The sequence below is a fragment of the Verrucomicrobiota bacterium genome, from assembly GCA_016200005.1.
Lineage (GTDB): Bacteria > Verrucomicrobiota > Verrucomicrobiia > Limisphaerales > PALSA-1396 > PALSA-1396.
The window spans coordinates 12413-26612 of sequence record JACQFP010000022.1 but is presented as its reverse complement, the minus strand read 5'-3'; the positions used below and the strand labels follow the sequence as shown (position 1 = coordinate 26612).

The window sequence follows — 14200 nt, the reverse complement described above, 5'->3', positions numbered from 1 at the left end:
TCCCCTTGATGCAGCAAGGGACAACCTAAAGGTTGAACTCCAACGGAAACGGCCCGCGCGCGGCGTTGGAGTTCACGCTTTAGCGTGTCCGATCGCCCAAGGAGAATCAGGTGCATAGCCCTAAAAACTAAAACCGGAACCCGCTTATGTATCACCCTCCAAAACTGGCTGCCGGCACCAACGGGAGCGTTGTCGTGGACAACTGCCAGAGTTGCGGCTCGAAAGACCTCGAAGATGTGATCTTCATCGGTTACCTGCCGCCGGTGAACACCATGCCCCTCATCGGCACGCGCCCCGCCGAGCAGCCCGCCTATCCCGCACAAGTGCTCCGTTGCCGGAAATGCCAGCTGGTGCAACTCGGATTGGTTGTGGATCCGGCGATTCTGTTTCCGCCGAGCTACACTTACACCAGCGGCACCACAAAAATCTTGCGCGAGAATTTTGCCGAGCTGTCACAGGAAGTCGCGGCGCTCTATCCGCTCAAACCGACGGACCTGTTCGTGGACGTCGGCTCGAACGATGGCACGCTGTTAAGCAACTTCACAAAGCACGCCCGCGTCTATGGCATTGAGCCGACCAACGCTGGCAAACTCGCACAGGAACGCGGCATCAACACCCACATCTCCTTCTTCAACCGCGCGGCGGTAAAGAAAGCCGTGACCGAGCAGGGCCGGGCCAGCATGATCACGGCCACGAATGTTTTTGCGCACATCGAGGACGTGCATGAAATCGTGGATTGCATCATGGAACTGCTCGCAGACGACGGCATTTTCATTTCTGAATCACACTACTGGCTGTCGCTGCTTGAGACGCTCCAATACGACACCATTTACCACGAACATCTCCGCTATTACTCGGTCACGGCGTTGAAGAATTTGCTCGGGGCGCACGGCCTCGAGATCATCAACACCAAACGCATCCCAACGCACGGCGGCTCCATCCGCGTCTATGCCGCGCGCCAGGGCAGGTATCCCGTCCGCGATTCCGTGGCGGCCACCCTCGCCGAAGAATCGCGCGAATTGACCGACGCCAAGCTCCAGGCCTTCAAGCAAAACGTGGTGAATAGCAAGCTGGCGCTCTACGCGCTGCTTGCGGACATCAAGGCGAAGGGCGAGCGCGTTTACGGCCTGGGCGCTCCGTCGCGCGCAAGCACGCTCATCAACTACGTCGGTCTCGACGACGGCATCCTCGACTGCGTGCTGGAAATAAAAGGCTCCTACAAGATTGGCAAATACATTCCCGGCACCCTCATCCCGGTGCTCGACGAATCGCGGTTGTTCGAGGATCAACCCGAATACGCGATGCTACTATCCTGGCACATTGCGGATGAATTGATACCCAAACTCAACGTCCGTGGCTTCAAAGGAAAATTCATCAACCCGCTCCCGCAACCGCGGATTGTTACGCGGTGATTGGCCGCGTCAGAAAAAATCGTGCTTCGCGTGTCACTTCATATCCCCAATACCGAAATCTGAATTCCCGCAACCCGAGGGGGGCAAAACCGCAAGTTGAAATGAGCTTCTGCCTCAGGACGGAAACTTTGCCCCAAAACCAATCGGCTGGAGCAGGAGTATTCGGCCTTCGGAATTCGGGTTTCTTTCGGAATTCGGATTTCGCGATTCGGATTTATCAGGCACTCTGATCACCGCCCAAAGGCCGAACGCGGTCGTGGCAGAATGCCGGCGAATCCACCCGTTGGCTCGGTCTGGGTCACCGGCTTTGGCGCGGGCTTCGCAACCCCGCCATTCAAGCTGACGCTCAGACCCACCAAACCTACCAAAGCCAACATGTCCGTTTCAAACCCGCCAACGATGAAAAGAAACATCAAGACGCGCGCAATAACATTCGCCAGGATAAATGCATTGACCACTCGAAGACTGGGATCACCGTAACGATAATTCTTGTAGAGCACACTCCACGCTGCCGCCAGGAACCACAGCAGTGCCCCAACGCCCCAGAGACCGTATGGGATGATCACCGACAGCGGCCCATTATGATAATCTCCGGCCAACTCCGCCCATTCTGTGTTTTCCCCACCCTGCACCATGCGGTCTGTTGCCAACAGCATCTCGGACGCCTGCATCCCAAAACCTTTACCCAACAAAAGGTACTTTGGCACCTCCGGCAACAATCGCTTCCAGATTGTCAATCGCCACTGATTTGAACCTTCCGCATCCAAACGCACGTCCGGGTCAATGGGTATCGGCAAAAAGGCCAGCGCGCGCTGGAAGGTGGGGGGCAGGCTGGTGGCGAAGGGAACCGCCAGCCCCGCAGCCAGACCCAGAGTGAGCAGCACGACCAGGATCAACTTCGTTCGATGCATTCCTTCCAGGAAGAACTGGATGAAGAACGTCAACAGGAGGACGATGACCAACGATCGGAATCCTCCAAACAGGCCCAAAACGCAGACGAGTACAAACACGATGAAAAGTAGCGGCTTGCGGGACAAAAATATGCCGCGAATGCCATACCTGGCCATCAAAAAGTAAAAGAGTGCGGAAGACGCAGCGCTAAACCCAATGAATCGGGTTATCCCAAGTTCCAAGTTTGCTGAATACAAGTTGGTGGGCGGAAACAGCAGGTAAATGTAGCGGATCCAGGAACCACCCGTAGCGGAAAAAAAATCTGTAAAGGAGCCGGTAAGACCCCCAAGAAAAAACAAGGCCAGATACAGCCCTGCGCGGCGGGGTGGAATTCGATAAGCGGTGAGCGCAAAGTAGCCCATGATGGCGACGAGCGACAAAAGGTATTTTTTGCCCCCATAGCTCTCGCCGCCCAGAATCCGCATCCCTATCCCCCCTCTCGCCCACGCGGTAACCAAGATTACGACCGCAATCGCCACCAACGGCCAGATCAACTGCGGTACCTTGATAAACTGCGACTGCCTGCTGAGCGTCCGGTGAGCAATGGACATGAACAGACTGAACGCGACCCCTGCCATCCACAGTTGCGGACGCCCCGGTAGAAAGAAAAGCACCATGCTGACGTTCCAGGAAAGAATCATCAATGGATAGTGGTATCGCAGCAGTAAGGGCGAGAGGAGGAGCAGCAGCACAAGCCCGACGGTGCCGAGAGTTCGCAGGTCCGTCGGATCCGCGAGCAGATAGCCCAGAAATATCGCCAGTGGTAGGCACAACAAATAAACAAGAAGAGAACGAAAAACGACTGTGGGATTGCTCATACGTTACGACTTGATCGGACACAGCTCCAAGGAGGGGATCTGCGTGCGGCGGATAGTTCCCCTCTTGGGAGGGGTGAGGGGGGGGTTGGCAGGTGGCAGGTTTTGGGGGAAGGTGCCCGGAGGCCGGGTGAGGGGTCTGCGCACGGCTATGCGAAACTTTATTTGGGCGATCGTTCTAAACAACCCCAGTATCATAAGCCGGCATTGGTCCTGAAAGTTGCTGGATCGGAAACCCAATCCACATCTTGCCAGGGATCGGCTAGGATATGACCCACCATCAGCGGCCATGGCAGCCACATTCCAGGCAACAAGTGATTTCGTGACACAAAAAAAGTACTGGCCATCTAGTGCATAGACTACAGCAGGACGTTGCCCATCCTGCAATCATATTCTCCGGAACCTGCCGGGAGAAGCGCACCTGCGCACTGCCCTAGAGCGCAGGCGTCCCGCACGCAGCCTTTGGCGCGAAGCTGAAGGGACGGTCACACTCCCCTGCTTCATTGAACCCGAACTCCGAAGTAGCGGGGAGCACGCCCGCCCCGGGCGTAGCGGGACGCGCCCTCGCGTCCCGCATTCGGAGCGCAGAGACTCGCAAGGGTTTTGAAGATTTCCATGCGCCTGAAGTTTTCCGCGAGGGCGCGGAAAACCGCACCCGTGGCGGATGCGCTCCCTTTTCTATTTCGGAGTCCGGGCTGAATCGCTCTTCGCTTAGGGAAGTTTCCTCCTGGCTCATGGAAATCAATAGTTCGCAATCCGTTGCGCCGGCAACGTATAGGCCGGCCGGGTAAAATCGGCGGTCCTCGCTCTAAGATCGCCCAGCGCGTTGACGATGGCATCGCATACTTCTTCCGGAGCTGGCTGCCAGGTGGCTATCGTCACTACATAGATTGGCACCCGGAATGGATTCCAAACCAGAGCAGGATCAATACGCCACTGCCCCCTCCCCCCAGATGATGCTTGGTTTGCCGCAGGCGTTGATCAGATGCATTCCTCCGCTGGCTTCACCCACCCCCACACGGGCGGACGAGATCGCGGCCACCGTTTGTCGCAGGTCCACGTTGCGATAATCCGGACAGCCCGGCGGGCAGTAGGAATAATCGGGGTGACCCACGCACGCGACGGACACGCCTCGCTCCTGGCACCGCTGCACCAGTTTATCCGCCAGCGCCGGCGGATAGTTCTTGAGCGGGTCTGGCCCGTCTTTCCGAACCGACCGGAAATGAAAAATGACGTCATACCTCTTCTGCGCCAAGGGTGGTTCCTCCAGCAGCCGGAAGTCCTGACGCCAAAAAGAATTTTATGATAGCGCGTGCAGAGCAAGGAGGTGTCGAACACGTCGTAATCCTTCAGCCCGATTTCAGCAGCTTTCGCGTCCGCCATCCGTCGCGCTTGCGCCGGCGAAATCCGGCCGTACCAATAGCCGGCTTGCTTGAGATCGATGTTGTGGTGATGAACCTGGCAGCCCTCGTACAAATAGTCCCGGCCCGGATACGTCAACACGTGCACCTGTTCATAGTGCGGTCGGCGTGCCCGCACGAACGCTTGCCACTGCATAAGTTCATAGCCGAATTTTCCGGCATAAGGCCCGACGAACAGATTGCGTCGGGGTCAGACTCTTTGACGCAGACACGGGAGAAAAAGCCTTAGCTTTTCTGCGGTGCTGTAATCGTACCTGGGACTTGGCGTCGTCAAAGTCGAAGGCTGTTCAGTATTCATACGAAACGCCACACTAAAAACAATCGAACTGCGATCATAGAAGTTTTCAGTTACAGCAGCGAAGCGGGATTCACACGACAACTTCACAAGCGGGAAATCCTTTCCAGCAACTCCGTTGTGGATTTACCGGGAATGAACGGGATGATAATGATTCGACCGCCAGCCTGCTCGACGGCGCGCCGCTCGCCTTGATCCAACGTCTCGACGGTATAATCCCCGCCTTTCACGTAAATGTCCGGGCCGGCGTGAGCAAGAAATCTGGTGGCTCGCTTCTCGGTGAAAATGCAGACGCCATCCACGCTCTCCAAAGCCGCCAAAACGCCCGCGCGATCCCGTTCGCCATTCACGGGTCGCCCTACCCCTTTCAACTCCCGCACTGAAGCGTCGCCGTTCAAACCCACCAGCAACGCGTCACCCTGGTTCCGCGCCGTTTCAAGGTAGGTGACATGCCCCAGGTGAAGAATGTCGAAACACCCGTTGGTGACCACCAGTTTTTTGCCGCTCGCACGAATGGCCCTTCGCCAGGTTGGGAGACTATCCCACGAAAGTATTTTTGATCGAAAGTCCATCATCCAATTTTGATTAAATCTTAAGGGCTGCGCACTTGATTCCCCTAATCGAACTGGAACGTGAGGTCAACCAAGTTTGTTCCGTTCTCCGCGAGGGCGAGCGGGGAGAGAGGGATTTTCGAGCATAAGCGACTCCCCACTCCTCAGCGAGAAGGAGAGGGAGTGTCGCCGCGCACCCCGAAAGCTGAGGAGAATCCAAGTGCATGACTTGTGTCCTCTGACACAGGGCTTGTGTCCTCTGACACAGGGCTTGTGTCCTCGGACACATGACTTGTGGATTCCCCAACCCTGTCCAGCAGAGCTGGAGGATTTGTTTTTTATTAACGATGGACCGCGCGGAGCCGAGCCAGCAGGGGCTTGACCAAGCGCCGCCAGCCTTGAGTCGCCAGTTCGAACGCCACGTAGTCGAAGTCTCGCGCCAAAACTTGCATTTCTCTTTCCGAAGGAATCCGGCGTCCAAAACCTGGTTGAAATCTGCGTTGCCAGGGACGTTCCACAAAAACCACCCGTTCGGGACAGTGGTTCTTTACATAGTGTCCATACGTTTCGTATTCGCTGAAAAGGTTGTCGCCTGTTTCGGGTAGCGACCGCATGATTTTCCACGCCCAGTTCCCACTCCCGCCGATTCGTTGTTCAATCCGGCCAAGCATTTCACGGGCGATCGACTTTTGAACCAGCATGTGCTGAGCGATAAATGAAAACTCGCGGTCGGGTTCGGACGCAAACAACCTTCGATAGGTCTCGAAATATGGAGCGTGGTGTTCGGTCGCTTTCGTGAGCAGCATGCGACCTTCCAAATCGAAAAACCGCATCGGTCTCAAAGGCACGGTGTCAGCATCCCAAATCAGGTAATAATCCTCCTCCGGTTCGACGAAGGCGAATTGCAACTTCAAGAGTTGCTGGAAATACCATCCCGCCGCCTTCGGGAAATAAGGGACCTTGAGTTCCCGTAATGCTTCAATCGTCATGCCTGGGATGAATTCATTCTCCGCAATCACCTGCACGTCACCAACAAGTCGCGACCGGATGCGGCGACAATCCTTGTCCGGCGCAACCACGTGGAGTTTCCAGAACGGCACGGTTTCGCGCAGCTTGCGGGCAGTAATTTCCAGCACCGCCAGATCGCGCGCCCGACAGGCGGTGACAATTTGCAGTGGTCGATCCGCCATTCCGGATTTGGGTAAGTGGTTCATGTGAGAGTAAGGCGGCAGCGGCGACACGTCACGGAGTCTGCCAGAGTGGATTGTTGCATTCAAGCAGAACAACCCTGCGGACAAAGGGGAGCACCGCAACCGTAGCGTAGGTTTCCAAACCTGCTGTATCGCCGATTTCCTAATCGGCAGCGCATTGAAACCTTGGCTCCCGTTGAACCTTTCAAGATTCGCGGATTTGGAAATCTGCGACACAGCCGACTTGGAAGTCGGTGCTACGGGGGCAGTGCACGCTTGCGTCCGTCCGAAAGCCTCCTGGCCAGATGCCACGGCAGAAGCCGCAGAAAAAAACCGCAGATCGCCGACGGTAGTATCGCAGCGGTGATTTCCACGGGATTACAACGCAGACTCAACAACCTGGCTTTCGCCGCACGCAAACTCGCCGGCGAGGGTTGGGCCGCGACCTTGCGGGCATGGAACAATCCTTCGTCGCTCACGTCATGGAGTTCAGTCCGCCAGTTGTCCAAGCGCGACAGGTAAGGCACCAGCCATTTCCCTTTGCGCAATTTGGCGTCATGCGCCATGAGTTGACCGCCCACGGGGATGTGTGAATCGAGCAGATGAAACTCCGTGATCTGTTCGCCTGGGTTGTTACTCCCATCCAGGAACGCGAAGTCCACCATCACTCCCCGCCCTTGCTCGGCGAGCCATTGTGGAATCACGTCCTGCGAGAATCCAAACAGCGGTGTAAAGCGACTGCACGCTTCAGGTGCCGCGGCTCGTAGATTGGTCAGCATCTGCTCGTACACCGACCGGTCAGCTTCGATGCCCCACAAATGCCCCGCTCCATTTTGCTGCAAGGCACGGAGGATATGCAACGTGCTTCCACCCCCAAACCAGGTGCCAACCTCAATCACGACTTTTGGCTTCACCGCGGCTTCGCGGATGGCCTGCATCAAAAGGCGGCGTTCGGTCGCATTCAACTGACCTTCAATTGTCTGCTCTGGCATAATGTCGCAGTTCTGCTTCAAAATAGATTCACCGTTAGTAAGCGCGTGTACGGACAAGCCGCTTGGTGTCCCGGCTTTAGCCGGCAAACGCGACCAACGCACGCTAAAGCGTGGACACCAATCGGTGGAATCCGCTCGTCATAGCATTTCCGCACACGCTCTAAGGTGAAAGATGTTAGTGGCGGAATTTCGCGCGACGCAAGTGCGAAAGGTTAAATCCCCGTTGAGGGGAGGTCGCGTCTCTCCGAGTGCGCCGCGATCGCAAGAGTCCGTTCAAGACGCAGCCGCCGAGGTAACGAGGCGGACAGCATTTCGGATTTCGGATTTCGGATTTCAGAATCCGCCTCCTCACGTCGGCGGCTACGTCGCGGATTGACGCTTCTGACAGGGCGGCTCGCCGATCCGACCAAGCACATCGCAGTAAACCTGGACGTGCTGCCGCGCGATGTTCGTCGGATGATACCGCTGCCGCATCGTGGCCGCGGCGGTGCCCGGACGCGCGGCGCCGGTTTGTATCCAGCGGCGGAGGGCCGACTTGACGCCCGTCCAATCGCCATCGCGGAAAGACTCCGCACCTTCCACGCCCGCCACGATGTCAGCCACGCCTCCGGAGTTGAAACCGATGAACTTGAGATTGCGCGAAAGTGCCTCCGCCACGACCAACCCGAAAGATTCCACCGCCGAAACATGCACCAAAGCTGAAGCACGATCATAAAACTCCATCACTTCGGACATGGATTTGAAACCGTGGAAGGTCACGCGCGGCTGGTTTTGAACTCGTGACAAAAAACGCGCGACGTAAGGATCGCTTGTGGACGCCTGCCCGACAAATTCGAGTTGGAAGTCCAGTCCCTCCGCGTGCAATTGCTCCGCCACATCCAGCAGTTCGTTCTGTCGCTTGTAGCTGCTAATCGATCCGACATTCAACAATGTGCATCGACCGGGGCGCGCAGGCGCGAGCGGTTTTTCAAAAAAAACTTCGCGAACCGCGTTGGGCACAAGCCAGGTTTTAGGCGTGCGCCCGCGCACTTGCGCTTCCGTAAACCTTGAGTTGCACAGCACGCCTGCCGTGCGCCGGAGCGCCAGGCTCTCCAGCAGCGAGGCCATCCAGTAAAAACTGCCGGGATGCGCGTTCAAGATTCGCGCCATCTCCTTCATGATTCCCAAAAGCGTGATCACATTGGGAAAACCCGAAAACGCCGCGCAAATGGCCGACTCCGCCTCGGTGCCCTGCCCGTGAACAAGGTCCGGTTTAATCAACCTCAGCCGCCGCCGCACCACTCGAATGCAACCCTGATAACCCGTTCGCATCCAGCCAAACTTCGGCACGTACAGACTATGAAACCAGATGTTCTCGGCAAGCTTCTCAGGCGATTTGACCGGCTTGCGGATGCACGACACGACATGCACTTCCAAGTCCGGTATTCCGACAAATCCTTGCAACAACGCCTCCGGCGCCATGCCGAACCACGGAGTTTCTTTGTAGTATTCGTTAAACGGCCACCGGTTGTCCGTGGTAAGAAGCGCAATCTTCATGCTTTGTTCTGGGCGCACTTGCGCAAACACTCGTGGAGCACCGCACGCATTTTTCGCGCGTCGAACTCGGCCCTCGCGCACCGCACGATGGCCGGGCGATACGCCGAAACCGCCTCCCGCTGCGAAAGCGCCGTCAACAATTCCGCCGCCAGTTTTTGCACGTCGCTCGTCTGCGTGCAAAGACCAACGCCGTACGCTTCGGCCATTTGCACCACACTGCTGTTCCGATGACCCAGCGTAATCACCGGCAGTCCCGCGGCAAGATAACTGATGAACTTGGTCGGAAAACTGTAGCGGTTGTAGCGCGGGTCGTCATCTGTCAGCGACATGGGTGAAAAGCCCCACGCACATTTCCGCATTGCGTCTGTAAGCGCCGGTTCAGCCAGATTGTCGCGCTCGCGCATCCAGGACGGATCGAACCATTGGCGCGCGCGATAGGAATCATTCCCAAAAAGCTCCAGCGAAACCGGCAACAGCAACTGCTTTCGAATTCGCGACAGTGCTTCGACAAAAATGCCGAACGCTTCCTCGGCAATGATCGTGCCCGCATAAGCGATCCGGAGTTCCTCGATACGCTCATCGGGCTTATGCGATAGCCAGGCAAAATCTTCTTCCTCCAGCCCGGCGCGCGCTATCTGCGCCGCCGCGCTGCCCGTGCGTGCACGAAGGTCGGCAATCATCGGCTGCGAAATCGCATCCCGGGTCGTCGCGCTCGAATAGAGCCTATCCACCAGACTTGCCATCCAGCGGCTGCGCGCAAGGCCAAATCGCTCGACGCGGCTGCCCGTGTCAGGGTAGTCGTGGACGGAGGTGTGGAAAACTATATTGCCGGGTTGCAAAACGCGCGCCAGGGGTGGAATCGCCCAGGCATGTGGAATCACCCACACCGCTTCCGGTTGGAGTGCGGTGATTGTTTTTTTTACATGACGCGCGGCCCAACGCGTCCAGACGTGCTCCAGAACCCAGGATTTCGCCTGTGGCCAACGTCGGTGGGGATACAGCCGCGACGGGATGGTTGCAACGCGATGGGCCGCGGTTTTCTGACCGAAGAGTTGGTCATGATCCGGCAGACAACTCCACCAACACAACTTCTCCACCGGCCAGCCCTTGAGCATCTGGCGGACGACGGCTGGACCGCCACCGGAGGCGTTGGGGGGAAATTCGGTGGCGACGAGCAGTTTTGGAAAATCGCCGGACATTTATTTTTTCTTCTCTGCGCGAATTCTTCTCCGGCGCACCCTCCAGTACTCGAATGCAATCATCGCATAGTGAATCGGTCCAACGATCGCCCCCAAAGGGTAAAACCGGTGCTCGCTCCGCCATTGGTCGCGCAAGCACGCCAGTGTACCGCGGATCAGCCCGACCATGGCGCTACGAAACGGGCGTTCGCGCAGATTCTGCCACATCGGCGGCCAAACTTCGCTGGTCCATCGCCATGTTGGCAGATCCGTGGGCTTGCCTTGCAGCCCCGCCGCCCGCAATGTCCGCCAGCGATAGGCTTCCCTGCGGACAAGCAGATTGTGCAGCCCGTATGACTTTCGCGGCGGCTGATGGTGCAGCACCAGATCGAGTGGCTCGTAACGTCCGTCCGCAAAAGGCACCTGCTCCGCCAGCCCAAAGAACTTCACACACCTGCGATCGAGCAAAAAAATTCGTCCCGCCGGCCATTTTCGGGAAACCGTGTGAGTGCCGTCCCACAGCGGCCAGATGCACGTATAGCCGGAAATCGCTTCGGGCGGTTGCGCCTGCCGGCGAAAATTGTTCAGCCACGTTTTCATTTCGTCGCTCGGAAATTCATCCGCGTCAAATCGGAGAATCCAGTCGTGTTTCGCCTGCGCCCAGGCAAATGGACCTTGTCCTTCGGGCGAGCCAATGCGCGGATGCTCGAAGAATCGGCCTCCAAACTCCTCCACGATTTCGCGCACGTTGGTCTCATCCGGCCCATCGTGGGAAACAACAAGGTCGTCATAGCAGCCGAAGGAGCGATCAAGGAGTCGCTGGAGTAACTCACGCTGACCATGGATACAAACAACTAAGGATGTGGAGGGCATGGTTCAAGCCAGCGCCGAAGAGGAATCGCGTCGAAACTCGCGTGTAATCGGTAACGCATGAGGAGGATGGCTGAAGTGCCGGGCCTTCCGTTTTAATGCTTGATTCATTTTCTTAAACGATCCTGCAGAAAGCAGGCACGGCTCAACAAAAATGTCCGCCGTATCGGCACTTCCGCTCACGGATGCATCGTTGAACTCATCACGGTCCGCGCCTGCGCATTGCGGCTTTCCTGCGTTGACAGCCGGAACGGGAGAAATTCGACTACCCAACTTGGCAGGCTCGCGTAGAACAGTACAATCAATCCGCCAAAGAGTGTCCAATTGGCCACTTCTACAGGCGGCATAATGATGAATCTTAACGGCCATGCCTTGAGAAGCAACAAGGGAGACCACATTGTCCCGAGCAAGCAGACAACACACACCGCCGAAATGAATTGCCGTTCCTTGTCCTTCTTGATCCAGGCCAACAATTGCGGTATCGCCAACAGCAGGAAAATTAGCCGGTAAATCCAATTATTTCCAATCAAAAAAGTACCCAAATAAACTGCTGCCCCGGCCCTGAAGCCATCGAGGCTGAACGAAGTGTCACGGTTTTGTTGGCGAATCCTCCGGCCCGACCGAATGGCAACAACACTCACGGCCACGACCGCCAGCATTGCCAGCGCTCGAGGCCAAACACCAATGTGATGTCCCCGAAACCGAAGCGACTCGGAAATCTTATCGGCGAACGTCATGCAACCGTAAGCCCAGAAAGTTGGGCGAGGGGTGCACGAAGATATCTGGACGATGTCCGATAGCGTCAAAAAAATGTAAGAGACAAAAATGAACGCCAGACTCCCCAGAACAACTAAAGCGCGGTACTTTTGCTCGCGGATCACCGCGACAAGTGCGACGACCGGGTAAAGTTTCAGCAGTGCGGCCAGCAACAGCAACCCGTACGCGGTTAGGCGATGCCGCTGCAGCAGCAAGAGTCCCAGAACCAGAACCGTGAATACCACCAGATCGTTGTTACCTCTTTCAACCGCCAGCATTGCTGCAGGTGCGCACAACAGCAGTGTCCAAACAAATGCTTCGCCTCGCGTCAGTGGCCCCGCCACTAGCAAAACCATAAGGAAGTAAGCGGCCGCGGCTGAACAGGCCACCCACACTGTATGTCGCTCTCCCCAGCCAAAACAGGACGGCAATAACCAAATCCGCGGATAATTCAACACATTAGCCCCGGAATCGCCTGGATTCAGGTAAAGGGGATTGAATCCGCGACGATAATTTTCCCAGCCTACGGTAACCACCCTTGCGTCGGCGAATGCAGGTTTCATTGAACCGACGCCAAAAACTTTCCAAGCTTGCGTTGCTACCCCGCCCCATGCCGCCAAGCCAATGATCAATAAATACAGACCCACAAAGGACGCCACAAGGATACGCCCGTCGAATCTGGATGTGCGGGCAAGCCAGTTGCCAAGACGCTTGGACAGGGCACGCAGAACACTCATCGTGTAAGAAAAGGCGATTTACCAAATTGAATACAGTGCGGTAATTTAAAGGCCCCCGAGGTGATGTAAAGGAGGAAGCAGAGAAAACAATGTTCAAACCGCACGTCCGCAAATGGCTCGTATGAACTGGGTGGAGACCAACCCGATGATAGAACGCACGCTGTGCCAATTTCGTGCAGATAAACCGCCGCTCTTTGCGCGCGATAAATCGTCCGACTCCAAAACATTATCCTGGCCTTCTGGAGGCGCGCAATAAATTTGTTCGATTCGCGCTGTGTAAACTACCAGGTCAGCCAAAGTTCGGATATGCCCTCGGGCGGCGGCGTTCATCTGGTGTCGCGCCCTCGTTCGCCAGACGCTGTGTCGCATTCGCAATTCTCGCAGGCGTGCTTGCCACGAAGCCGCGCTAAACATGCCGCACCAATCTGACCTGCACCCGATCCAGTACCGGCACCGACCGCATCATGAGAGACTTGCCGAGATTCATCGGCTCGGCGTTCACAAAGCGCATGGAGAGATGCTACGGTTTCCGGCCAGTTGCATAGATGGATTCATGTCGCTTTGCCGGCAGATCCAAAGCGGGATCAAAGTCTCTGCGAATGACATCCTGAAAACTGGCGGCTCGGAGGATCGCGATCAGATTGGACTCATCAAACAGATGCCGGTGGTCGTTCCACATATAAGCGATGTAGTTCAAGTAATCGATGGGCGTGTGATAGTGGAACGCGGTCTGAAAGAATCCTGCCTCCCGCTCGCGCATGGGTTCCGGATTCTGGTAGCCCGCAATGTAGATGGTCGCGTCCGGGACACAAATGGAAATGGTGCCGCCGGGTTTCAAGATTCGATGACACTCCCGCAGCAGGCCCATCATTTCCACGTAAAAGAAATGTTCCAGGGCATGGGAGGAATAAATCTTTTCCACACTTTCATCCGGCAAAGGGAAACGGTTCAGCAGGTTGAATTGGATGTCCGCGCCTTTTTCCCCGTCAACCGTGGTCCAGCCGTTCCGGCCAGGAACGCGCCCCGCTCCAAGGTCGAGCCAAAGCGGGCCTCCCTGTCGCAGCCGCCACCGGAAACCCCGGCGAGCCCGCCGCCGTACGACAAAATCCCGGACTGCCTTGTATGTGCTCCGGTACAGATCAACCACCTCGGGAGGAAGTTTTCGCCGAAGCAAAGCTTTGACGCCGCTCCCCCCTTCTTCTATCTCGCGCCCTCGATTATATGTATCATTCATATCTGACCTGCCAATTGTGGCCAGTGATTTAATCAACCTCATCGTCAACGGTGTCCCGCACGCCGGTAAACTCCAGACATTTGCAACTCCACCAGCCCAGGAATGGAATGACAATCATTCAAAGAAACTGTGCGGGGATCAGCGGTGCATTGCAATAATGTTGTCATGCCGCGTCGTGTTCTATCCGAATAGGAAGTCATCAGTCCGTTGCAACTCCAGCGTTACATTCACCGTTGGGTTTCACGGACAGATTCTCCCGGTC

Annotated in this window: 12 protein-coding genes; 1 reads left to right on the top strand and 11 read right to left on the bottom strand. The window is 56.5% G+C overall.

Annotation, left to right across the window (positions count from 1 at the left end; all coding sequences use genetic code 11):
• Positions 1-146 precede the first annotated feature (146 nt).
• Positions 147-1412, top strand: a complete 1266-nt coding sequence (locus tag HY298_07350; protein MBI3850089.1) for a class I SAM-dependent methyltransferase — start codon at positions 147-149, stop codon at positions 1410-1412.
• A gap of 230 nt (positions 1413-1642) precedes the next feature.
• On the opposite strand, the gene HY298_07345 is transcribed toward HY298_07350, so the two are convergent.
• The 11 genes from HY298_07345 to HY298_07295 form a co-directional block, all read right to left on the bottom strand.
• Positions 1643-3181 (bottom strand): O-antigen ligase family protein, encoded by a 1539-nt coding sequence (locus HY298_07345; GenBank protein ID MBI3850088.1) that lies wholly within the window; start codon positions 3179-3181, stop codon positions 1643-1645.
• Between the two features lie 738 nt (positions 3182-3919).
• Positions 3920-4075 (bottom strand): hypothetical protein, encoded by a 156-nt coding sequence (locus tag HY298_07340; protein ID MBI3850087.1) that lies wholly within the window; start codon positions 4073-4075, stop codon positions 3920-3922.
• Between the two features lie 28 nt (positions 4076-4103).
• Positions 4104-4433, bottom strand: coding sequence for a hypothetical protein (locus tag HY298_07335; protein ID MBI3850086.1), 330 nt, complete (start codon positions 4431-4433; stop codon positions 4104-4106).
• Between the two features lie 547 nt (positions 4434-4980).
• Positions 4981-5469 carry an adenylyltransferase/cytidyltransferase family protein gene (locus tag HY298_07330; protein MBI3850085.1) on the bottom strand — a complete coding sequence of 163 codons (489 nt, stop codon included), beginning with the start codon at positions 5467-5469 and terminating at the stop codon, positions 4981-4983.
• Between the two features lie 317 nt (positions 5470-5786).
• Positions 5787-6635, bottom strand: a complete 849-nt coding sequence (locus HY298_07325) for a hypothetical protein (GenBank protein MBI3850084.1) — start codon at positions 6633-6635, stop codon at positions 5787-5789.
• A gap of 257 nt (positions 6636-6892) precedes the next feature.
• The gene (locus tag HY298_07320) at positions 6893-7627 is read right to left on the bottom strand and encodes a class I SAM-dependent methyltransferase (GenBank protein MBI3850083.1); all 735 of its coding nucleotides are present in this window, start codon (positions 7625-7627) and stop codon (positions 6893-6895) included.
• Positions 7628-7987: 360 nt separating this feature from the next.
• Positions 7988-9163 (bottom strand): glycosyltransferase family 4 protein, encoded by a 1176-nt coding sequence (locus tag HY298_07315; protein ID MBI3850082.1) that lies wholly within the window; start codon positions 9161-9163, stop codon positions 7988-7990.
• Positions 9160-10362, bottom strand: coding sequence for a hypothetical protein (locus HY298_07310; GenBank protein ID MBI3850081.1), 1203 nt, complete (start codon positions 10360-10362; stop codon positions 9160-9162). Before HY298_07310 ends, HY298_07315 begins: the two co-directional genes overlap by 4 nt.
• The gene (locus tag HY298_07305; GenBank protein MBI3850080.1) at positions 10363-11214 is read right to left on the bottom strand and encodes a hypothetical protein; all 852 of its coding nucleotides are present in this window, start codon (positions 11212-11214) and stop codon (positions 10363-10365) included.
• A 176-nt stretch (positions 11215-11390) separates the two neighbouring features.
• Positions 11391-12704 (bottom strand): DUF2029 domain-containing protein, encoded by a 1314-nt coding sequence (locus HY298_07300; GenBank protein ID MBI3850079.1) that lies wholly within the window; start codon positions 12702-12704, stop codon positions 11391-11393.
• Between the two features lie 520 nt (positions 12705-13224).
• Complete coding sequence (locus HY298_07295; protein ID MBI3850078.1) at positions 13225-13938, bottom strand: methyltransferase domain-containing protein; 714 nt, start codon at positions 13936-13938, stop codon at positions 13225-13227.
• Positions 13939-14200 lie beyond the last annotated feature (262 nt).

Coding starts and splice junctions, on each gene's coding strand:
- HY298_07350 (MBI3850089.1), top strand. CDS start 147: ATGTATCACCCTCCAAAACTGGCTGCCGGCACCAACGGGAGCGTTGTC.
- HY298_07345 (MBI3850088.1), bottom strand. CDS start 3,181: ATGAGCAATCCCACAGTCGTTTTTCGTTCTCTTCTTGTTTATTTGTTG.
- HY298_07330 (MBI3850085.1), bottom strand. CDS start 5,469: ATGATGGACTTTCGATCAAAAATACTTTCGTGGGATAGTCTCCCAACC.
- HY298_07325 (MBI3850084.1), bottom strand. CDS start 6,635: ATGGCGGATCGACCACTGCAAATTGTCACCGCCTGTCGGGCGCGCGAT.
- HY298_07320 (MBI3850083.1), bottom strand. CDS start 7,627: ATGCCAGAGCAGACAATTGAAGGTCAGTTGAATGCGACCGAACGCCGC.
- HY298_07315 (MBI3850082.1), bottom strand. CDS start 9,163: ATGAAGATTGCGCTTCTTACCACGGACAACCGGTGGCCGTTTAACGAA.
- HY298_07310 (MBI3850081.1), bottom strand. CDS start 10,362: ATGTCCGGCGATTTTCCAAAACTGCTCGTCGCCACCGAATTTCCCCCC.
- HY298_07305 (MBI3850080.1), bottom strand. CDS start 11,214: ATGCCCTCCACATCCTTAGTTGTTTGTATCCATGGTCAGCGTGAGTTA.
- HY298_07300 (MBI3850079.1), bottom strand. CDS start 12,704: ATGAGTGTTCTGCGTGCCCTGTCCAAGCGTCTTGGCAACTGGCTTGCC.
- HY298_07295 (MBI3850078.1), bottom strand. CDS start 13,938: ATGAATGATACATATAATCGAGGGCGCGAGATAGAAGAAGGGGGGAGC.